The organism is Halopseudomonas aestusnigri (genome assembly GCF_002197985.1).
GTDB classification, from domain to species: Bacteria; Pseudomonadota; Gammaproteobacteria; order Pseudomonadales; family Pseudomonadaceae; genus Halopseudomonas; species Halopseudomonas aestusnigri.
Map to the genome: position 1 here is coordinate 91,772 of NZ_NBYK01000007.1, position 20,661 is coordinate 112,432.

Below are 20,661 nucleotides of genomic sequence, written 5' to 3' on the forward strand. Positions count from 1 at the left end.
AGGCTGAAGGCTGAAGGCTGAAGGCTGAAGGCTGAAGGCTGAAGGCTGAAGGCTGAAGGCTGAAGGCTGAAGGCTGAAGGCTGGAAGGGTTTGGGTTTGGGTTTGGGTTTGCTTGTAGCTTGTAGCTTTCGGCTTGCAGCTCAAAAAAAAGGCGACCCCAGCCTGCCTGAACCGAGGTCACCCCAAATACACCCATTAGTCATTTAGCATCAAGCGTGCCAATTTCTCGTGGGTGTACGTTATTCACTTTCATCGTCGTCGGAACCGTCGACATTCATGCCCAGTTCCTTGATCTTGCGGGTCAGGGTATTTCGGCCCCAGCCCAGTAACTGCGCGGCATCGCGGCGTCTGCCGGCGGTGTGCTTGAGGGCCGTTTCGATCATGATGCGCTCGAACGCCGGGACGGCTATATCCAGCAGGTTGGTCACGCCACGGGCCAGTTCCTGGTCGGCCCAGGTGCGCAATCCGTGCTCCCAATGGCCGTCCGGCGCACTGTCCTGGTGCTGGGTGAGCAGTTCCGGGGGCAGGTCTTCGATCAGTACTTCGCGGCTGGATGCCATCACGGTGATCCAGCGGCAGGTATTTTCCAGCTGGCGCACGTTGCCGGGCCACGGCAGGTTGCGCAGATAGTCCTGGGTTTGCGGCTTGAGGGTCTTCGGTTCGACGGCCAGTTCCTGTGCGGCGCGCGCGAGGAAGTGCTGTGCCAGCGCCGGGATGTCCTCGCGGCGTTCGGCCAGCTTGGGAATGTGAATGCGGATGACATTGAGGCGGTGGAATAAGTCCTCGCGGAATTTGCCGGCCTGCACCAGGCCTTCGAGGTTCTGGTGGGTGGCGGCAATGATGCGGACGTCGACCTTGATCGGGGTATGACCCCCGACCCGGTAGAACTCACCGTCAGCCAGCACGCGCAGCAGGCGGGTCTGGGTCTCGGCGGGCATGTCGCCGATCTCGTCAAGGAACAGCGTACCGCCGTCGGCCTGTTCAAAACGGCCGCGGCGCTGCACGGCGGCGCCGGTGAACGCGCCTTTCTCGTGACCGAACAGCTCGGACTCCATCAGATCCTTCGGAATCGCGGCCATGTTCAGCGCAATAAACGGGTTGCGCGCACGCGGGCTGTGTCGGTGCAGGGCGTGGGCGACCAGCTCCTTGCCGGTACCGGATTCGCCGTTGATCAGCACGGTGATGTTGGAGTGCGACAGGCGGCCGATGGCGCGGAAGACTTCCTGCATTGCTGGCGCTTCACCGATGATTTCCGGCGTGCGAGTCTGCAGGATTTCCTCTTCCTGCGCCTCCTGTTCATGGGTGTGGGCCAGTGCGCGGCGGACCAGGGCAACGGCTTCGTCCACGTCGAACGGCTTGGGCAGGTATTCGAACGCGCCGCCCTGGTACGAGGCGACGGCGCTGTCCAGATCGGAATGGGCGGTCATGATGATTACCGGCAGCTTGGGGTAGCGCTCGCGCACGGTGGCAAGCAGGTCCAGCCCGCTGGTGCCGGGCATGCGAATATCGCTGATCAGCACATCCGGATGTTGGCGCTGCAGGCGCGCCAGTGCGGCGTCTGCGCTATCGAAGGCGACCGGATCCATGCCTTCCTGCTGCAATGCCTTCTCCAGTACCCAGCGGATGGAGCGATCGTCGTCAACGATCCAGACATTCTCGGCGCGATTCTGTGAGCGGGTCATAAAGCAGTTCTCCAGGTCCGGTCCAGCCGGCAGGCAGTTGAGGCATTGCGCAGAGGCAGGCATGCGTAGGGTCGAGCTGCCGGCGGGGCAGCTGTCGTTGTTCTTCGGAGGCGGCTGGTCATGTCAGTCGGCTCCCTCCTGTTCCAGTGGCAGAAACAGGGTGAAAGTGGTTTCTCCCGGTACGCTGTCGCACTCGATCAGCCCCTGATGCTGGCTGATGATGTTCTGGGTAATCGACAGGCCGAGGCCGGTGCCCTCGGCGCGACCGCTGACCATTGGGTAGAAGATGCTTTCGGCAATATCGGCCGGGATGCCGGGGCCGTTGTCGATGACTTCGACCCGGCACACCAGTCGGTAACGGGTCTGGCCAATCGTGAACTGGCGCAGCGTACGGGTGCGCAGGGTGATCTGGCCCTGTTCGAGCGGGCCGTTGGCGGCGAGTGCCTGCATGGCGTTGCGGACAATATTCAGCAGCGCCTGAATCAGTTGCTCGCGGTCGGCCTGCACGTCCGGAATACTTGGATCGTAGTCGCGCTTGATATGCAGCGCGCCCTGGGTTTCGGCCTCGATCAGACTGCAGACGCGCTCGGTAATCTCGTGAATGTTGATCGGCCGCAGCGCCGGTGGCCGGTACGGGCCAAGCATGCTGTCGACCAGATTACGCAGGCGGTCGGCCTCTTCAATGATGACGTCGGTATAGTCCTTGAGACCGTCTTCCGGTAGTTCCCGGGCCAGCAGCTGAGCGGCGCCGCGAATGCCGCCGAGCGGATTCTTGATCTCGTGGGCCAGGCCGCGAACCAGCACTTTGGTTACTTCCTGTTTGGACAGCTGTGCCTCTTCCTTGGTGATACGCAGCAGGCGATCACGCGGGTACAGCTCCATCAGCAACCAGTTGCGATTGGCGGCTATGATCGGCGTGACCGAGTAATCCGCCATCATGCTTTGTCCGTTGCTGAGGGTCAGTTGTGCTTCGCGCTTGGTGAAGGGGTGTCCGTTCTCGACTGCGTTGTGCAGTGAGTCCAGTGCCGCTGCACTGTCGGTGAACAGGTCCTGCACGGGCTGCTGATACACCCTTTGCCCGCTGACAGCGAGCAGCATTTCCGCCGCGGGGTTCATGAAGCTCAGGCGCAGGTCGCTGTCCAGCAGCAGTACCGCTGTGGTCAGGTTATCGAGAATCTGGCGTAGAAATCGGTCTGGCAGCATGGCTATATCCGTCGTTTGGGCAGAGAAATGCAAGAAGCGAACCAATACGGGGCGTATTCGGGGTGAAGCGGGCAATCGCTTGCCCATTTGTTTGTCGGCCTACGTCTGGCATGCTTGGGGGCATGCGCAGGCCCTGTGTTTGCTGGCTTTCTTGCTATCGCCGGCTGGCGTTGACAGAGGCTTTAGCCGTTCGTCGGGTTAAGCGTTGTCAGCCAGGCGCATTGCAACGGTGCGCGAATTGGAGTCGCTAACGACGAGTATGCACCGCAATGGTGCGCTCGTCATTCGCGCTAAGGAGGGTCAGGGGGTGCTGGCGGGTGGCTTGGGTACGTTGGGCGCTGTTGGGGCTGCCGGTGCCCGCGGCGCCTGATTCGGTGAGTTGATCCGCCCCGGCTGGTTGAGCGAGGTGCGTTGCACATGCACGGTAATGGGGCTGCTGGCGCTCAGTTCCTCGCCGCTGGTATTGGTAATGACGGCTTCAATCTGGTGCGATCCCCGGTCGAGGTTCGGCAGGGTCAGGCTGGCTTCGGTCTGACCCGAGCCCGGCAGCGCCTGTGCTGACAGGGTGCCGTCGACCCGGGCGCGAAGCAGTGCACCGGTGCGCAAGGGAGGATCAATGGCAATGCCGAGAATCAGGTTGCCGTCATTGGCGCGCACGGCACTGTCGTTCGCAGGGCTGGTGATCTCCAGTCGCCGGTAACGGCCCTGGGCGGCAGCCGAGTTGCTGCTGCTCTCGTCGGGCTGATTGTAGGATGGTGAGGGGCGTGGCGGCTCCATTGCGTTTGGGGCGCTGACCTCAATGCGTCTGGCATTGGGTGAGGGTTGGTCCGAGTAGACGGTATTGCCCTCGGCATCAGTCCAAGTATAGATCTCGGCGGTGGCGCTCTGGCTGAAGATCAGGGCACTGCACAGGGCAAAGATAAGCGTGCGCGGCATTGTCGTACTCTCCTTGAGACATGCCCCCATGCTGGCACCGTCCGGGAGGGCTGGCAACTGCTCCGGTCTGCCTTGGCGACAGACGTAAAAAAGGGGCACCCGACCGGGCGCCCCTTTTTGCTGTGACAGTTGCCTGTCTCTGGATCAGACGCTGTAGTACAGGTCGTATTCCAGCGGGTGAACGAAGGTGCGAACCTTGATCTCTTCGGCGCTCTTGAGCTCCATGTAAGCGTCGATGAACTCGTCGGTGAATACGCCACCTTTGGTCAGGAACTCGCGATCGGCGTCCAGAGACTCCAGCGCTTCCTTCAGGCTGCCGCAAACCTGCGGGATCAGTGCGGACTCTTCCGGCGGCAGGTCGTACAGGTTCTTGTCGGCTGCATCGCCAGGATGGATCTTGTTCTGGATACCATCCAGGCCAGCCATCAGCAGCGCAGCAAAGCACAGGTAGGGGTTGGCTGCCGGGTCCGGGAAGCGCGCTTCGATGCGGCGTGCTTTCGGGCTGGAAACGTACGGGATACGGATGGAAGCAGAGCGGTTGCGGGCGGAGTAGGCCAGCATGACCGGCGCTTCGAAGCCGGGAACCAGACGCTTGTAGGAGTTGGTGGCCGGGTTGGTGAACGCGTTCAGCGCCTTGCCGTGCTTGATGATGCCGCCGATGAAGTACAGGGCGGTGTCAGACAGGCCGGAGTAGCCTTCGCCAGCGAAGGTGTTGGTGCCGTCTTTGGAAATGGACATGTGAACGTGCATACCGGAACCGTTGTCGCCGTACAGCGGCTTCGGCATGAAGGTAGCGGTCTTGCCGAACGCGTCGGCAACGTTGTGCACGCAGTACTTCAGGGTTTGTACTTCGTCGGCCTTCTTCACCAGGGTGTTGAACAGCACGCCGATTTCGTTCTGACCGGCAGTTGCCACTTCGTGGTGGTGAACTTCAACGGTCAGGCCCATTTCTTCCAGTGCGTTGCACATGGCGGTACGGATTTCGTGGTCGTGATCGACCGGCGGAACCGGGAAGTAGCCGCCCTTGACGCCCGGACGGTGGCCTTTGTTGCCAGTCTCGAAGTCAGCGTCGGTGTTCCAGGAAGCCTGTTCGGAGTAGATCTTGAACATGGAGCCGGAGATGTCGGACTTGAATTTGACTTCGTCGAATACGAAGAATTCCGGCTCCGGACCAACGAATACAGTGTCACCGATACCGGTGGACTTCAGGTATTCCTCGGCGCGCTTGGCGATACCGCGCGGGTCGCGCTCGTAGCCCTGCATGGTAGAGGGCTCGATGATGTCGCAGACGATGATCAGCGTCGGCTCTTCGGTGAACGGGTCCAGAACGGCGGTGCTGTCATCGGGCATGAGGATCATGTCGGAGGCTTCGATGCCTTTCCAGCCGGCAATCGAGGAGCCGTCGAACATCTTGCCGTCTTCGAAGAAGTCATCATTGACATCACGTGCCGGCATGGTGACGTGCTGCTGCTTGCCCTTGGTATCGGTGAAGCGCAGGTCTACCCACTTCACGTCATGCTCGTTGATCAGTTGCATCGCTTTCGACATGGTTTCCTCCAACAGGAATCGTTTGCCAGACAGCGGGTCTGGCGCCTCATATAACGTCTAGCGGACAGGCCGCCGTTCGGTTGCATTACAAGCGAGCAAAAGGTGTGCCATTTCGGAGCATTGGCTGAAAGCCCCATTCTTGACATCTTCTGCTCCATAAACCGATGGTTCGCACCATTCTGGAGCACCTTGTTGGTGCAGGTGGCGCGATTAGTGACCTAACTTGGTGCACGTCGCGCGCGGCAGTTAGCCGAGCGCCGAGCGCCTGCTGCGCGTATAATGCAGCGCTTTGCGCACGATACGCCAGCCCCATGAAACTGATCATCAAATTTTTCCCGGAAATCACCATCAAGAGCCGCCAGGTTCGTAAACGCTTTGTCGCCCAATTGAAGGGCAACCTGAAAAAGGTGTTGTCGGCGGTCGACCCCCAGGCCCGAGTCAACGGGAACTGGGATAGTCTTGAAGTCAATCTGGGGCCTGATGCGGCGCTGCAGCAGCGCTGCATTGAGCGGCTATGCAATACGCCGGGCATTGCTCACTGCCTGGAGGTACATGAGTACCCGCTGGGTACGCTGGATGAGTTGGTCGACCTCTGCGTGGCGAATGTCGGTGATCAGCTGCGTGGCAAGACCTTCGCGGTGCGCTGCAAGCGGGTGGGGACTCATTCTTTCAGCTCGCAGGATGTGGCGATCAAGGTTGGTAGCGCGCTTAACAGTCGCTGTGGCGCGGCAGGCGTGTCGCTGAAAGATCCTGAAGTGGAAGTGCATGTGGAGATTCGTGATCAGAAAATATATCTGATCCAGGCGCGTCATGAGGGCATGGGCGGCTTCCCGCTGGGCACCATGGAGCCGGTGCTCAGCCTGCTTTCCGGGGGGTTCGACTCCACGGTGGCGAGCTATCAGATGCTCCAGCGCGGTCTTCTGCCGCATTTCGTGTTCTTTAACCTGGGCGGTAGTGCCCATGAACTGGGCGTGCGCCAGGTTGCCCATTACCTCTGGGAGCGCTACGCCAGCAGTCATCGCCTGCGCTTTGTCAGTGTTCCGTTCGAGGGCGTCGTTGCCGAGATTCTGCAGAACGTTGAAAACAGCCAAATGGGTGTAGTGCTGAAGCGCATGATGCTGCGGGCGGCGGACCGTGTGGCCTACCGTCTGGGTATCGATGCGCTGGTCACCGGTGAGGCCATTGCCCAGGTGGCCAGCCAGACGCTGCCGAATCTGAGCGTTATCGACAAGGCGGCCGAGCGGCTGGTCATTCGTCCGCTGATTACCACCAGCAAGCTGGACATTATTGATGTCGCCCGCCGCATCGGCACGCTCGAGTTTTCCAGCAGCATGCCTGAGTACTGCGGTGTTATTTCGGTGAGCCCGGCCATTCGCACCACAGTGGCGCGGGTTGAAGCGGCCGAAGCATCGTTCAACTTCGAGGTGTTGTCGCAGGCCATTGAAAGCGCGGTTTACAGCGAATGCAGTGAGCTGGGCGAGATGCTTGAAGGTGGTTCTCCGGTCGAGATTGTCGAGCAGGCGCTGACCGGGCAAGTCGTGATCGATATCCGTCACCCCGACGAACAGGAGCTGCGCCCATTGCAGCTGGATGGCATCGAGGTGCTGTCGATTCCGTTCTACACCCTCAACAGCCGTTTTGCCGAGCTCGACCCTTCGCGCGCCTATCTGCTCTATTGCGAGAAAGGGGTGATGAGTCAGTTACATGCCCAATATCTGCTGGATGAGGGGTATGGGAATGTGCGGGTGCTCAGGCCGAAGCGCTAGCGCTTGAGCCGCAAGCCGCAAGCCGCAAGCCGCAAGCAAAACAGGGCGTGCCGGGAAGAAGGGCCGGCAAGGGTTGTCAGGCTCTTATTGGCTTCAACGCTGCAAGAAGCTCTCAGAGGTCAAGAGCGAGCCGGTTTTGCTTGCGGCTTGTGGCTTGCCGCTCGAAGCTCGCGCGCCCGCTTGCACAAAAAACACACACCGTAACCCCCATATCTGTATAATGCCTCCCTCTTTTTTTCAGTATGCCGGCTGTCGCCGGATCACCCAGGACGCCCACAGTGATCGAGAATCTCCGCAATATCGCCATCATCGCGCACGTTGACCACGGCAAAACCACGCTGGTCGACGCTCTGCTGCGTCAATCCGGTACCCTGGATCGTAAGGAACTGGATTCCGAGCGGATCATGGATTCCAACGACCAGGAAAAGGAACGCGGCATTACCATTCTGGCGAAGAACACCGCCATCAAATGGAACGGCTACAACATCAACATCGTCGACACCCCCGGCCACGCCGACTTCGGTGGCGAGGTTGAGCGCGTAATGTCCATGGTTGATTCGGTACTGCTGCTGGTTGATGCGGTTGACGGCCCGATGCCGCAAACCCGCTTCGTAACCCAGAAGGCCTTCCAGGCCGGTCTGCGTCCGATCGTTGTGGTAAACAAGATTGACCGTCCGGGCGCTCGCCCTGACTGGGTAATCGATCAGGTATTCGACCTGTTTGACAGCCTGGGTGCGACCGACGAGCAGCTGGACTTCCCGTTCGTCTACGCCTCCGCGATCAACGGCATCGCCGGTATGGACCCGGACGAGATGGCCGAGGATCTGACCCCGCTGTTCCAGACCATCGTTGACCGTGTGCCGTCTCCTGACGTTGACCTTGACGGTCCGTTCCAGATGCAGATCTCGGCACTGGACTACAACAGCTTCCTGGGTGTGATCGGTATCGGCCGCATCCGTCGCGGTAAGGTCAAGACCAACACCCCGGTCACCTCTATCGATGCGCAGGGCAAGAAGCGCAACGGCCGTATCCTGAAGATCATGGGTCACCACGGCCTGCAGCGCGTTGAAGTGGAAGAAGCGCAGGCTGGCGACATCGTCTGCGTGAGCGGTTTTGATCCGCTGTTCATCTCCGACACCCTGTGCGATCAGCAGAACGTCGAAGCCATGCCGGCACTGACCGTCGACGAGCCTACCGTGAGCATGACCTTCCAGGTCAACGACTCGCCGTTCGCCGGCAAGGAAGGCAAGTTTGTCACCAGCCGCAACATCAAGGAGCGTCTGGAAAAGGAACTGCTGCACAACGTGGCTCTGCGCGTTGAAGAGGGCGACAGCGCCGACAAGTTCAAGGTCTCCGGTCGTGGCGAGCTGCACCTGTCGGTGCTGATTGAAACCATGCGTCGTGAAGGCTTTGAGTTGGGGATCTCCCGCCCTGAGGTCGTCATCAAGGAAGTGGATGGCGAAAAGCAGGAGCCCTACGAGAACGTCACCATCGATATTGAAGAGCAGCATCAGGGTCCGATCATGGAGCAGATGGGCCTGCGCAAGGGTGATCTGGGCAACATGGTTCCGGATGGCAAGGGCCGTATTCGCCTGGAGTATGTTGTTCCGGCACGCGGCCTGATCGGCTTCCGTAACAGCTTCCTGACCATGACCTCGGGTACCGGCATCATCACCAGCACCTTCAGCCACTACGGGCCGATCAAGCAGGGTGACGTGGGCCACCGTCAGAACGGCGTGCTGGTCTCCATGGCAACCGGCAAGGCGCTGACCTACTCGCTGGAAACCCTGCAGGATCGCGGCAAGCTGTTCCTGGAGCCGGGTCAGGAGATCTATGAAGGTCAGCTGGCCGGTATTCACAGCCGTGACAACGACCTGGTCATCAACCCGACCAAGGGCAAGAAGCTCGACAACATGCGTGCTTCCGGCAAGGATGAAACCATCCAGCTGGTGCCGCCGGTCAAGTTCACCCTGGAGCAGGCGCTCGAGTTCATCGATGACGACGAACTGGTTGAGGTAACGCCGAAGTCCATTCGTCTGCGCAAAAAGCTGCTCAGCGAAACCGACCGCAAGCGCGCCAGCAAGAACTAAGGCTGCCGCTGGTAAAAAAACCCGCTCCGGATTCCGGCGCGGGTTTTTTTGCGTCCAAAGGTCGGGGGTTGGCGCAATGCCCGACCAATGGCTAGCTTATAAAGGCAAAATAAAAAATTCAGAGTGATATCATAGTGATATCAACTTTTACGAAACCTACTGCCGTGGGGGCGGATGATGGCTGAAACTAATCGGGTTGGGCTGCAGCGCTGGATCTGGCGCGCGTTTGTTCGCAGCGCGCTGATTCCGCTGGTGCTGGTTGAAGCGGCCCTGATTGCCATCTATCTGTTCAGCAACGCGGCCATTCGTGACGAGCAGACTGCCTACCTGCGCCAGGCGGCGCTGACCGAGCTGAGCAGCGCCGCGCAGCTTGAGACGCGTGTCATCAACGGTCGTCTTGAGCAGTTGGCCGCGCTGACCGATGGCTATCGCAATCTGGTAGCCGAGGTGCTGGCAAAACCCATGACGCTACCTGATGTCGAGATCGACCGCACCGACAGCGGCGTGATGTTCAGTCCTCGGGATACCGGCGGCGCTGCGGTTTTCTACTCGGGCGCAACAGCGCCAGAGCGGCAGGACCTGGACAAGGTTCGCCGGCTAACGACGCTGGATCCGGTCATGCGCGAACTGCAGCGCAGCAACCCGCTGATTGCCAGCGTCTACTTCAACAGCTGGGACAGCCTCAATCATATCTACCCCTGGTTCCATACGGCGGAGCAGTATCCGCATGACATGGTCATCCCGGATTACAATTTCTACTACTTGGCCGATGCCGAACACAATCCCAGTCGCGGCGTGGTATGGACCGACGTCTATCTCGATCCGGCCGGGCAGGGCTGGATGATGTCGGCCATTGCGCCGGTCTATCGCGGGGATTTTCTCGAGGGTGTGGTGGGTATTGATGTAACCGTCGACGGTATCCTGAGTGAGATCAATGGTCTGCCGGTGCCTTGGGATGGCTATGCCATGCTGATCAGTTCGGACATGAATATCATGGCCATGCCACCGAAGGCAGAGCAGGATTTTGGCCTCCAGGAGCTGACCAGTCACACCTACCAGGAGGCAATTCGCCGCGAGATTTTCAAGCCGGCTGACTTCAACCTGGCGCAACGTACGGAAACTGCCGGGCTGGCCGAGGTGCTGCAAGCCCGTGATCAGGGTGTTCAGCAGTTGAAGCTGAACGACCGGGCACTGCTGGTCGGCTGGGAGCAGGTTGAGCAGACTGGCTGGCGGCTGCTGACGGTGGTCGACGAGGAGACACTGTTTGCCCAGACCAATTCGTTGGCCGAAGAGTATCGCCGCGTTGGCATGTGGCTGATCGCGGGGCTGGTGGCCTTCTACATTGTCTTCTTTGCCTTTCTGTGGGTGCGGGCCCGGGGTTTGACGGCCCGGCTGCTGGCGCCGATCGACGGCATCTCGCGGATGATGACCGACATTGGCGCCGAGCGCTGGCGGCCTGCTCCGGTGCGTTCGGAGATCGCCGAGCTGGACGGCATGGCGCAGCATACCCATGAGATAGGCCTGCAACTGGAGCAGAGCCAACAGCACAATCGTAACGCCCAGCAGCGTATTGAGCTGGTACTCGACAGCACCACCGAGAGCATCTGGGAGTGGCATGTTAATGAAAACCTGATCGAGTTGCGCGGACGCTTCTGCGAGCGTTTCGGCTTGCCCCGGGGGTTGATCCCATTCGAGCAGTTCCAGCTGCGTATTCACCCGGATGATCGCACCCGCGTGCGGGACGCAGAGCAGCTAGCCTTGCGCAGTGGCGGCCACTACGCCGCCGAGTTCCGTTTTGCCGACGAGCAGGGGCTGTATCACTGGCTGCTGAGTCGCGGGCGGATACTGGAGCGTGATCCGGATACCGGCCAGGTCGTGCTGGTTGCCGGCACCCACGTTGATATTGACGACCTCAAGCACATCGAAAGTGACTTGCGCTCGGCTACCCACGAAGCGGAGGCGGCCAACCTGGCCAAGGCCCGCTTTATCTCCAGCATGAGCCACGAGCTGCGCACGCCATTGAATGCGATTCTCGGTTTTGCCCAGCTGATGGAACTGGATAGTCAGGAGAAGGGCCAGCCCTCGGAGCATGTCGAGGAAATCCTGCTCGCCAGCCGGCACCTCAACACCTTGCTCAGCGACATTCTCGATTGGTCGACGATCCAGGTGGACGCGCGACGGGTCGAGCGGGTGCCTACCGATGTGGGGCAGATCATGAGCGAAAGCGTCGAGATGGTCCGGCTTGCGATCAGTGAGCAGGGGTTGTCCTTCGAGGTAACGCCTGCACCTGAAGGGTTGACCGTGATGGCTGATCCGCGGCGGCTGCGGCAGGTGATGATCAATCTGCTATCGAATGCCAAGAAGTACAACAGTACCGGTGGGGCGGTGCGGCTCTACTGTGAGGTGCTTGGTAGCCGCCTCCGGCTGGTAGTCGAAGACACCGGCATGGGTATCAAACCGGAGGATCAGGCGCTGCTGTTTGAGCCGTTCCAGCGCCTGGGTCGCGAGAATACGGCCATTCAGGGTACCGGAATCGGGTTGTCTATCTGCCGGGAATATACCCGTGCCATGGGCGGAGAGATTGGCGTGGACAGTGAGCCGGGCAGAGGCAGTCGATTCTGGGTGGAGCTGCCGCTCAGTTCGGTGCAACCGCTGCCCTCAAGGCACAGGCCGCTAATTTATTGCCTCAGTTCGGATTCGCAGTTGATTGAGCAGATACGTCAGGCGCTGTCGGAGCGGGCGCAGCTGCAGGTCGGCAATGCGGTGACCCTGCTTGATCATGCTGGTGGACAGCCTGTTCCCGCGCTGCTGCTGATTGACAGCGCGGCACTGGATGCCTCGACATTGCCGATGCTCAGGCGCCTGCGGCAGCAGCTGCCGGCCCCTGTACCTCCGGTGCTGCTGCTGGCCGATACGCTCGGGTCGGAACTGGTAACCCAGTTGATAAGCGAGTGTCAGGGCCTGGTGCGCAAGCCGGTGGACAGTAATGAGCTTGACGCGCTGGTGAGTGCGCTGTTGACGAAGGGGGAGACGGGCGATGCCCAATGAGGTATTTCGGCAGGCCAGGGTGGTGGTGATCGATGATGTGCAGGCCAATCTGAGACTGCTTGAATCAAGTCTGCGGACTATGGGATTGGGGCAGGTGCATGGTTTCAGTGATTCGGCGCTCGGCCTCGAGTGGCTGCAGCAAAACCCCTGGGATCTGTTGCTGCTGGATCTGGACATGCCGGCGCCGGACGGTTTCGCCATTCTGCAGGCACTGAGCGAGCGCGACCGTACGGCTCAGCAAGTGATTCTGGTCACCGCGCTTGGCGACGCCGCCAGTCGCCGCCGCGGTCTTGACCTCGGCGGTAACGACTATCTGACCAAGCCGGTTGATCTGCCAGAGTTGCTGTTACGGGTGCGCAATTGTCTGCAACTGAGTTATGCCCACCGCCAGCTCGAGCAGGAGCGCGCGGCGCTGGAGGAGCGCGTGCAGGAGCGCACCGCTCGGCTGCGCGACAGCTATCAGGCGGTGATCCGGGCACTGGCGCGGGCAGCTGACTACAAGGATAACGAGACCGGCAATCACATCATGCGCATCGGCGAGACGGCAGCGCTGATAGCCCGGCAAATTGGTGCGCCGGAAACCTGGGTCGAGCTGCTACGGCTGGCTGCACCCATGCACGATGTCGGCAAGATCGGGATACCGGACCACATTCTGCTCAAACCGGGCAAGCTGACGCCCGAAGAATTCGACATCATGAAGCAGCATGCGCGCATCGGACACGCCATTTTGGCTGACAGTGGGCGTTCATCGCTGCTGGAGTTGGCGGCGGAGATTGCCCTCAATCACCATGAAAAGTGGGATGGCAGCGGATATCCTGCCGGACTCAAGGGGGAGGAAATTCCCATCTCTGCGCGTATTGTCGCCCTGTGTGACGTCTATGACGCCCTGCGCAGTTCTCGTCCCTACAAGCAGGGCTGGAGCGTAGAGAAAACGCAGGCATTCATTCTTGAACAGTCCGGCAAGCACTTTGACCCCAGGGGCGTGGAGATCATGGCCGGGCTGTTTGATGAAATTGAGCGCATCAGGGATTCGTTGCGCGACCCCTGACGGGGTTTGGGGCAGCAGCGGGACGGGGGTGGCAACCTGAGGTCCGGCGGCGGGCAACGGGATTCGTTTTCTGCAGACAGAATGCTAGTTGGCCGCCGCCGGAGCGGCCATCGCCCGAAAGGGTGGATTTGCCCCAGAGTCACCTGAATGGGTGCTGGTGTTGGGCGGGAGCGGCGCTAGAGTAGCGCTCAGGCAACCCGAGGTCCGAGACGGCGCAGGCCGGATCGTGATGTACCAACAACAAAAACCACGCACGATTCATGGAGGCTACACCTCATGCCATTTAACAAGAAAAGCGTTCTTGCCCTCTGTGGCGCTGGCGCGCTGCTGTTCTCGATGTCTGCCCTGGCCAACAACCCGGCACCGACCGATCCGGGTGATTCGGGCGGTGGTTCCGCCTATCAGCGCGGTCCGGATCCGTCCGTCAGCTTCCTCGAAGCCGATCGCGGTCAGTACAGCGTCCGTTCCAGCCGTGTCTCCAGCCTGGTCAGCGGCTTTGGCGGCGGCACCATTTACTATCCGACAGGCACAACCGGCACTATGGGTGCGGTCGTTGTAATTCCCGGCTTCGTTTCTGCCGAGTCTTCGATTGACTGGTGGGGCCCGAAACTGGCGTCCTATGGTTTCGTGGTCATGACCATTGACACCAACACCGGCTTTGATCAGCCGCCGAGCCGTGCGCGTCAGATCAACAACGCACTGGATTATCTGGTTAGCCAGAACAGCCGCAGCTCCAGCCCGGTTCGCGGCATGATCGACACCAATCGTCTGGGCGTCATTGGCTGGTCGATGGGCGGTGGCGGCACCCTGCGTGTTGCCAGTGAAGGTCGTATCAAGGCAGCCATTCCGCTGGCGCCCTGGGATACAACCAGCTACTACGCCAGCCGCTCGCAGGCACCGACTCTGATCTTTGCCTGTGAGTCGGATGTGATCGCGCCGGTCCTCCAGCATGCCTCACCGTTCTACAATTCCCTGCCTTCCAGCATCGACAAGGCCTTTGTGGAAATCAATGGTGGCAGCCACTACTGCGGTAATGGCGGCAGCATCTACAACGATGTGCTGAGCCGGTTCGGGGTGTCCTGGATGAAACTGCATCTGGATGAAGACAGCCGCTACAAGCAGTTCCTCTGCGGACCGAACCACACTTCCGACTCTCAGATCTCCGATTATCGCGGCAACTGCCCGTACTAAGTTCCGGGTTCAAGGAGCAGGCGTCGGCCCCTCGCTGGGTCGGCGCCTTTTTTGTGTCCAGCTATCAGGGTTTGGGGCGGTAGGCGCAGAAACCGGGCCGCGGACCGATTTGCGGGTGGTTGCGGCAGGTTGCGGGGCGTTTGTCGTAGACGGTGCAGCGGCGGCTGCGGGTATCGAGAAACAGGCAGTCGTCATTGCTCATGCGGCTGAGCGTGAAAATGCCACTTTTCTGGTGAAAGCGCCCGACCACACCCTCCTTCTGCAAGCGTTTGGCGATGCGGCTGAGTGGCTCGCCGCGCTCGAATTCATCCACCAGTCCCAGGCGAATCAGGTCGTCCAGGCGAACCTCGACCGGCAGGGTGCAGCAGCTGGCGTTGCAGGTGTCGCACAGGCCCTTGCGGTACTTCTGCCAGGTATCGAGCCGATCAATGTCGGCTGCGGGAATCAGTTGTGGTTTCATGTGGCGCCTCAGAAATGAGGCGCGCAGTATAAAAGAGCCCGGCGCTGTGCTGAACCACCGGGCGTCGTGGTGTTATTCGTCGAAAAAGAAGCGTTCTTCGCCGAAGGCGGGCTGCAGGTGGTTGAGCCAGGTGGCCTGATCATCATATTTTGCAAAGAATGGGCGCTGTACCCAGTCGGGGTTGCGGCCCTGAATCATGCGCAGTGCGATGACCTTCTCGCCATTGATCTCGGTGACGCCCTGAACCTCAACCTTGCCAGGGTGCGAGCTCATGGAAGGACCGCGCGCGGTGCGGGCGATGCCGGATACCTGCTGCATGGCGTCGCGGTAAATCTCCCAGGCTTTGACCAGCGGCACTTCGAAGTAATGGCGGGCCCCGGTGTCGCGCTCAACGAACATGTAATAGGGGATGATGCCGAGCTCGACCTGGGTCTGCCAGAGGCGGGCCCAGACGCTGGCGTCATCGTTGATATGCGCCAGCAGCGGACCCTGGGCTCGAATCTGGGCGCCGGTCTGGCGGACCCGGCGGATCGCTTCGCGTGCGACTTCCGGTTCCAGCTCCTTCCAGTGGTTGTAGTGCGCCATCAGCGCCAGGTGTTTGCCGGCGGCCTGGATTTCGGCAAACAGGGCCAGCAGGTCCTCGGCATCGTCATCACTGACGAAGCGCTGGGGCCAGAATGTCAGCGCCTTGGTGCCGATGCGGATGGTGCGAACGTGAGCGAACTCGTCGCTGAGCAGCGGTTCGAGGTAGGCGCGCAGGTTACGGGTTTTCATCACCATCGGGTCGCCACCGGTGACCAGTACGTCGGTTACCTCTGGGTGCGCGCGCAGGTAGTCCTGCAGCTGATTGGACTCACGGGCAGCAATCTTCAGATCCTTGTCGCCGACAAACTGGGCCCAGCGAAAGCAGAAGGTGCAGTAGCTGTGGCATACCTGGCCGGAGCTGGGGAAGAACAGCACGGTCTCGCGGTACTTGTGCTGCAGGCCTTCCACCACCTCGCCATCCAGCTTGGGGATGTTGTGTTCCAGCTGGCCTGCCGGATGGGGATTCAGCTCGGCGCGGACCTCGCTGATCAGTGCCTTCAGGTCAGCGGCACCAAGCTCGTTGCGCATGGCATCGGCAACCCGCTGGTAGTGCTCGGGCTTGAGCATGCCGCGCTGCGGGAAGGTGAGTTGAAACATGGGGTCAGTCGGTACCTGTTGCCAGTCGATCAGCTCGTCAATGACGTACTGGTTGACCCGGAACGGCAGGACGCTGGCGACCACCTGCATTTCAAAGCGTTGTTCCGCGCTCAGTTGCTGTAGCTGCGGAATCTGGTCGAGTTGCTTGGCGGTGTAGACCTTGAAGCGCTGGTGGCTAAGCTGATTGATGTCGAAGTGATCAGGTGTGATCGACGTAACGGCGAGAAGATTGGATTTTGGCATAGCGGATCGTCTGTATCTTTCTTGTCAAAAGCAATAGGTCGCATCGGGCTGACTGCTGACAGGCAGTGCGCGAGCATGAAAGTAAGCCGATAAACTGGATTAAACGGCAAAAAACGCGTCGATCATTGGCTAAGTTGCAATGATCATAGTGATGGGCTGAATATTCAGCAGGCGCGCATGATAGCGAAATGATCTATTGATGTCTAAAAAATGACCTGATGCGTTGCCCTTGGTTATGTCGAGCAGCATGGGTGCGCGTGGAGAGACGAGCATGTTTACCTATATCACGCTGGGTACCAACAACCTGCCGCGGGCGGTCCGGTTTTACGATGAGCTGATGGCCACACTGGGGATTGAGCGCGTGCGCACGCCGGGCGAATCCAACTGGGACGGTTGGGCCGGCTGGGGCTACTACGAGAATCGGGGCGCCCGAGAACTGGCGCTCTGGCTGTGCGAACCCTTTGATGGGCGGCCCGCATCTGTCGGCAATGGTGTCATGGTCGCCTTTGCGGCGCCCGATTGGAAATCGGTACGCGCCTTCCACGCTGCTGCGCTGGCGAACGGCGGCAGCAGTGACGGCGAGCCCGCGCTGCGTGAGCACTATAATCCTGACTTCTACAGCGCCTATGTGCGCGATCCCGATGGCAACAAGCTGGCGGTGGTGTGTCGAGGTTATTTGCACGAGCCTGGCGAATGAGGTGACAGGCGCCAGGCTGCCCGACGTACCCCGATTCAAGGAGATTCCATGCTTTACGCACAGATCACCATGTTGGCCCAATACAACCGGTGGATGAACCAGCGGCTGTACAGGCTTTGTGCCACGCTGGACGATGCCGAACGGCGCGCCCCCCGTGGTGCCTTTTTCGGCTCCATTCACGGTACTCTCAATCATCTACTGCTGGCCGACCACCTGTGGATGGGGCGCTTTACCGGCCAGCCTTTCTCTGCTCCGGCGCTGGATGCAGAACTGTACGCCGACTTTACCGAGCTGCGCAGCGCGCGGGAGGTGATGGACGAACGGATAATCGAATGGGTAGGCAGTCTGTCTCCTTCCAGCCTGGATAGTGAGCTGCGCTATACCAGTCTGGTCAATCCGCAGCCGCGCTGCTATCCACTATGGTTGGCATTGACTCACTTTTTCAACCATCAGACCCACCACCGAGGCCAGCTCACCACGCTGTTATCGCAGTCGGGAACCGATCCGGGCGTGACTGATCTGATCCAGATGCCGGGAGTCAGCCCGGCCTCTGAAGTGATCAGTCAGGAGACGTTAATGTCGGCGGCGGATGAAGTACTCGAATTCTGGTTTGGCGAGTTGCGGCCGGCCCAGTGGTGGCAAAAGGATCCGGCGCTCGATGGTTTGATTCGCAGTCGCTTTGGCGACCTCCACGAACGCGCGGTGCGCGGTGAGCTGATGAACTGGCGGGCCAATGCGCTCGGGCGGCTGGCCGAGATCATCGTGCTGGACCAGTTCTCGCGCAATATATGGCGCGATACGCCGCGGGCCTTCGCCAGTGACGGTATGGCGCTGGTGCTGGCGCAGGAGGCGGTTGCCGAAGGTGCTGACCAGCAGTTGCCGGTGAAGTGGCGGGCCTTTTTGTACATGCCGTTCATGCATAGCGAGTCGCTGCGCATGCATGAACAGGCGATGAAACTGTTCAGTGCGCCGGGCCTGGAGGACAATCTGCGTTTCGAGCAGCGGCACAGGGAGATCATCGAGCGTTTCGGTCGCTACCCTCACCGTAATGCGATTCTTGGCCGGCCATCGACGGCAGAAGAGGCGGCGTTTCTGCGCACCAAAGGCTCGAGCTTCTAGGCAACTGTATCGCCAGCAATGCAGCAAATTGTGCCGGGACGCACCTGTGCCGGATCGCGTAAGTTGAACCTTTTTTACCGGAGACGTCTCATGCAACTGCCGATCTACCAGGTCGATGCCTTCACCGACATGCTGTTTGGAGGCAATTACGCCGCCGTTGTGCCGCTGGCCGAGTGGCTGCCGGCCGAGCTGATGCAGGCAGTTGCGGCCGAGAATAACCTGTCTGAAACCGCTTTTGTGGTCAGGCAGGCCAACGGCGGTTATGCCATCCGCTGGTTCTCTCCGTTGGCCGAGATCGATTTCTGCGGCCACGCTACGCTGGCCGCCGCGTTTGTTCTCTTCCGCTTGAACCCGGACGTTCCGGTGCTGCGCTTTCGGGCCGCGGCGGTCGGTGAGTTGAGTCTCAGCCGTGAAGACGATGGCCTTATCCATATGGATGCGCCACGGCTGGCACCAGAGCCGGTAGCCGAGCCGCCGGCGCTGTTGTTTGATGGTTTGTCGATCAGGCCGGATGCAGTGCTGGTTAGCCGCCAGGCGTGGTTTGCAGTCTATGCCGATGAGGGCCAGGTGCGAGCGGTCGAGCAGGATCCGGAGCTGATCCGGCAACTGGCACCGCGCGATGTGGTGGTCACCGCGCCCGGGCACGATGTGGACTTTGTCTCCCGCTATTTCTGGCCGGCCAATGGTGGCCTGGAAGACATGGTGACCGGCTCGATTCACGCCGGGCTGGCACCCTACTGGGCCGGGCGACTTGGGCGTAACGAGTTGAAAGCACTGCAGGCTTCGGCCCGTGGCGGTGTGCTCTATTGCAAGGTGGAGGCGGAGCGGGTCCGTATCAGCGGTTACGCGGTACTCTACCTCGAAGGCTGTATTCATGTGCCCGATTGAGTCCCGGGTAACCCCGCCGGGAAAGTCGGACAGCTATGCTTGCAGCATTGAAATGAACACGGAGATGCAGGATGACAACAACAAAGGCGGCCCTGGCAGCCGGGCTGATCAGTGCAGCGTTACTGGCAGGCTGCAGCAACCTTGAGTCAACGGAGCCGGCTGTGGCCGCATCCGAGCAGGGTATTCCGCAGCGCGGTGTGATGATTTTGCAGTGTGGCGGTTCGCCGGTCCGGGTCACCCTGACCGGCGAGCAGGCGCTGATCGAAGCAATGCAGGGCCGCTTCCTGCTGGAGCGCGTGGTGACTGCCTCGGGTGCCCGGTACGAAGCGCCTGATGACAGTTCGACCAGTTTCTGGAACAAGGGCGACAAGGGCCTGCTGACCATTCGCGGTGAAAGCCTGCCCGAGTGCGAGCCAGCCGGTGCACTGGTGCTGCAGGCCGGTGAATGGGTAGTTGAGGACATCAATCGCGGGGGCATCATCGACCGCTCACGAGTGACGCTCAACTTCGGCAACGACGGTCGCGTGTCGGGGCGGGCCAGTTGCAACAATTATGTCGGTGCCTATCAGGTTGATGGCCGCACTCTGCAACTGAGCCAGTTGGCGACCACCCGGCGAGCCTGCGCGCCGGCGCTGAACGAGCAGGAGACCCGCTTTGTGCAGACGCTGGAGCAGATCAGTCGTTTTTCCCTGGATGAAACCGGTGCGCTGATCCTTGAGGGTGATGAGGGCGGTTCCCTCAAGGCTCGGCTGGAGTAAGATGGCAGCGTCCGGCCCGGTAGCGGGCCGGTTCACCAAAACCATAACAACGGAGTACCGTGATGCTGCTGCTGATTCTGGGCCTGATTCTGTTTCTGGGCATGCACTCCGCCCGCCTGTTTGCCGCTGAAAAACGCGCGTCCTTCATTGCCGCCAGGGGACCATTGGCCTGGAAGGGTATTTACGCACTGGTCTCGATCATCGGTTTTGTACTGATCATCTACGGCTACGGCCAGGCCCGCATGAGCCCCACCTGGCTGTGGATCGCGCCGGTGTGGACGCGCCATCTGGCTGCGCTGCTGACCATCCCCGCATTTATTCTCATCGCTGCGACCTATGTTCCCGGCTCCTGCATCAAGGCGCGGGTTGGCCATCCGATGCTGCTGGGCGTGAAGTTCTGGGCGCTGGCGCACCTGATTGCCAACGGCACGTTGGCGGATCTGCTGCTGTTCGGCGGCTTCCTGGCCTGGGCTACCGCGCTGTTTGTGGTCTCACGCAAGCGTGATCGCGCTGCCGGTGTCAGCTACGGCAAGGGCAAGCCGGTGATGGACGCGGTGGTTGTGGTGGTCGGGCTGGTGGCCTGGGCGGCCTTTGCCTTCTACCTGCATGGCGCCTGGATCGGGGTCAAGCCGATGGGAGTGTGATCCCGGCAGACATAAAAAACCCGCAGTGATGCGGGTTTTTTGTTGTTTGGTCGGGAGTCTTTGGAGCCAAGACAAGGCCTTTTCAGACCCACCGGACTCAGGGCGTCGGAACCATCAGGGGTGTTGCAGGACGTGAAGACTGCACGGACCAACCCCCC

General features: G+C 60.5%; 16 protein-coding genes. 10 read left to right on the forward strand and 6 right to left on the reverse strand.

Annotated features, from left to right (window positions below; all coding sequences use genetic code 11):
• Positions 1–239: 239 nt before the first annotated feature.
• The 4 genes from ntrC to glnA all read right to left on the reverse strand — a co-directional run bounded on the left by ntrC (position 240) and on the right by glnA (position 5,369).
• Positions 240–1,682, reverse strand: coding sequence for a nitrogen regulation protein NR(I) (gene ntrC / locus B7O88_RS11450; RefSeq protein WP_088276078.1), 1,443 nt, complete (start codon positions 1,680–1,682; stop codon positions 240–242).
• Positions 1,683–1,805: 123 nt separating this feature from the next.
• The gene (gene glnL, locus B7O88_RS11455) at positions 1,806–2,885 is read right to left on the reverse strand and encodes a nitrogen regulation protein NR(II) (RefSeq protein WP_088276079.1); all 1,080 of its coding nucleotides are present in this window, start codon (positions 2,883–2,885) and stop codon (positions 1,806–1,808) included.
• A 300-nt stretch (positions 2,886–3,185) separates the two neighbouring features.
• Positions 3,186–3,821 (reverse strand): DUF4124 domain-containing protein, encoded by a 636-nt coding sequence (locus tag B7O88_RS11460; RefSeq protein WP_160003179.1) that lies wholly within the window; start codon positions 3,819–3,821, stop codon positions 3,186–3,188.
• 144 nt (positions 3,822–3,965) lie between these two features.
• Positions 3,966–5,369 carry a glutamate--ammonia ligase gene (gene glnA, locus B7O88_RS11465; RefSeq protein WP_088276081.1) on the reverse strand — a complete coding sequence of 468 codons (1,404 nt, stop codon included), beginning with the start codon at positions 5,367–5,369 and terminating at the stop codon, positions 3,966–3,968.
• Between the two features lie 311 nt (positions 5,370–5,680).
• Between glnA and thiI the strand changes: the two genes are divergently transcribed.
• The 5 genes from thiI to B7O88_RS11490 all read left to right on the forward strand — a co-directional run bounded on the left by thiI (position 5,681) and on the right by B7O88_RS11490 (position 14,512).
• Positions 5,681–7,135, forward strand: coding sequence for a tRNA uracil 4-sulfurtransferase ThiI (gene thiI / locus B7O88_RS11470; RefSeq protein WP_088276082.1), 1,455 nt, complete (start codon positions 5,681–5,683; stop codon positions 7,133–7,135).
• Between the two features lie 278 nt (positions 7,136–7,413).
• Positions 7,414–9,225, forward strand: coding sequence for a translational GTPase TypA (typA, locus tag B7O88_RS11475; RefSeq protein WP_088276083.1), 1,812 nt, complete (start codon positions 7,414–7,416; stop codon positions 9,223–9,225).
• Between the two features lie 177 nt (positions 9,226–9,402).
• Positions 9,403–12,273 carry a sensor histidine kinase gene (locus tag B7O88_RS11480; protein ID WP_088276154.1) on the forward strand — a complete coding sequence of 957 codons (2,871 nt, stop codon included), beginning with the start codon at positions 9,403–9,405 and terminating at the stop codon, positions 12,271–12,273.
• Complete coding sequence (locus B7O88_RS11485; RefSeq protein ID WP_088276084.1) at positions 12,263–13,321, forward strand: HD domain-containing phosphohydrolase; 1,059 nt, start codon at positions 12,263–12,265, stop codon at positions 13,319–13,321. Before B7O88_RS11480 ends, B7O88_RS11485 begins: the two co-directional genes overlap by 11 nt.
• A gap of 276 nt (positions 13,322–13,597) precedes the next feature.
• On the forward strand, positions 13,598–14,512 hold the full coding sequence (locus B7O88_RS11490) for an alpha/beta hydrolase family protein (protein WP_088276085.1): 915 nt from the start codon (positions 13,598–13,600) through the stop codon (positions 14,510–14,512).
• Between the two features lie 64 nt (positions 14,513–14,576).
• Here the strand turns inward: B7O88_RS11490 and B7O88_RS11495 are convergent, their stop codons facing one another.
• The gene (locus tag B7O88_RS11495; protein WP_088276086.1) at positions 14,577–14,972 is read right to left on the reverse strand and encodes a YkgJ family cysteine cluster protein; all 396 of its coding nucleotides are present in this window, start codon (positions 14,970–14,972) and stop codon (positions 14,577–14,579) included.
• Between the two features lie 72 nt (positions 14,973–15,044).
• Positions 15,045–16,397 (reverse strand): KamA family radical SAM protein, encoded by a 1,353-nt coding sequence (locus tag B7O88_RS11500; RefSeq protein WP_088276087.1) that lies wholly within the window; start codon positions 16,395–16,397, stop codon positions 15,045–15,047.
• A 271-nt stretch (positions 16,398–16,668) separates the two neighbouring features.
• On the opposite strand from B7O88_RS11500, the gene B7O88_RS11505 reads away from it, so the two are divergent.
• The 5 genes from B7O88_RS11505 (at position 16,669) to B7O88_RS11525 (ending at position 20,503) form a co-directional block, all read left to right on the forward strand.
• A complete protein-coding gene (locus tag B7O88_RS11505) occupies positions 16,669–17,094 on the forward strand; it encodes a VOC family protein (RefSeq protein ID WP_088276088.1) in 426 nt (141 codons plus the stop codon).
• 48 nt (positions 17,095–17,142) lie between these two features.
• Positions 17,143–18,213 (forward strand): DUF924 family protein, encoded by a 1,071-nt coding sequence (locus B7O88_RS18190; protein WP_088276089.1) that lies wholly within the window; start codon positions 17,143–17,145, stop codon positions 18,211–18,213.
• A gap of 102 nt (positions 18,214–18,315) precedes the next feature.
• Positions 18,316–19,101, forward strand: coding sequence for a PhzF family phenazine biosynthesis protein (locus B7O88_RS11515; RefSeq protein WP_088276155.1), 786 nt, complete (start codon positions 18,316–18,318; stop codon positions 19,099–19,101).
• A gap of 71 nt (positions 19,102–19,172) precedes the next feature.
• Entirely contained in the window at positions 19,173–19,859 is a 687-nt protein-coding gene (locus tag B7O88_RS11520) for an META domain-containing protein (protein WP_088276090.1), read from the forward strand.
• A 62-nt stretch (positions 19,860–19,921) separates the two neighbouring features.
• Positions 19,922–20,503 (forward strand): NnrU family protein, encoded by a 582-nt coding sequence (locus tag B7O88_RS11525; RefSeq protein WP_088276092.1) that lies wholly within the window; start codon positions 19,922–19,924, stop codon positions 20,501–20,503.
• The last annotated feature ends 158 nt before the right edge of the window (positions 20,504–20,661 follow it).

What these genes read in the sequence shown, in the direction of transcription:
- B7O88_RS11460 (WP_160003179.1), bottom strand. Translation starts at nt 3,821, where the DNA reads ATGCCGCGCACGCTTATCTTTGCCCTGTGCAGTGCCCTGATCTTCAGC.
- B7O88_RS11500 (WP_088276087.1), bottom strand. Translation starts at nt 16,397, where the DNA reads ATGCCAAAATCCAATCTTCTCGCCGTTACGTCGATCACACCTGATCAC.
- B7O88_RS11525 (WP_088276092.1), top strand. Translation starts at nt 19,922, where the DNA reads ATGCTGCTGCTGATTCTGGGCCTGATTCTGTTTCTGGGCATGCACTCC.
- B7O88_RS11505 (WP_088276088.1), top strand. Translation starts at nt 16,669, where the DNA reads ATGTTTACCTATATCACGCTGGGTACCAACAACCTGCCGCGGGCGGTC.
- B7O88_RS11485 (WP_088276084.1), top strand. Translation starts at nt 12,263, where the DNA reads ATGCCCAATGAGGTATTTCGGCAGGCCAGGGTGGTGGTGATCGATGAT.
- glnL (WP_088276079.1), bottom strand. Translation starts at nt 2,885, where the DNA reads ATGCTGCCAGACCGATTTCTACGCCAGATTCTCGATAACCTGACCACA.
- B7O88_RS11490 (WP_088276085.1), top strand. Translation starts at nt 13,598, where the DNA reads ATGCCATTTAACAAGAAAAGCGTTCTTGCCCTCTGTGGCGCTGGCGCG.
- B7O88_RS11495 (WP_088276086.1), bottom strand. Translation starts at nt 14,972, where the DNA reads ATGAAACCACAACTGATTCCCGCAGCCGACATTGATCGGCTCGATACC.
- B7O88_RS11520 (WP_088276090.1), top strand. Translation starts at nt 19,173, where the DNA reads ATGACAACAACAAAGGCGGCCCTGGCAGCCGGGCTGATCAGTGCAGCG.
- B7O88_RS11480 (WP_088276154.1), top strand. Translation starts at nt 9,403, where the DNA reads ATGGCTGAAACTAATCGGGTTGGGCTGCAGCGCTGGATCTGGCGCGCG.
- ntrC (WP_088276078.1), bottom strand. Translation starts at nt 1,682, where the DNA reads ATGACCCGCTCACAGAATCGCGCCGAGAATGTCTGGATCGTTGACGAC.
- thiI (WP_088276082.1), top strand. Translation starts at nt 5,681, where the DNA reads ATGAAACTGATCATCAAATTTTTCCCGGAAATCACCATCAAGAGCCGC.
- glnA (WP_088276081.1), bottom strand. Translation starts at nt 5,369, where the DNA reads ATGTCGAAAGCGATGCAACTGATCAACGAGCATGACGTGAAGTGGGTA.
- B7O88_RS18190 (WP_088276089.1), top strand. Translation starts at nt 17,143, where the DNA reads ATGCTTTACGCACAGATCACCATGTTGGCCCAATACAACCGGTGGATG.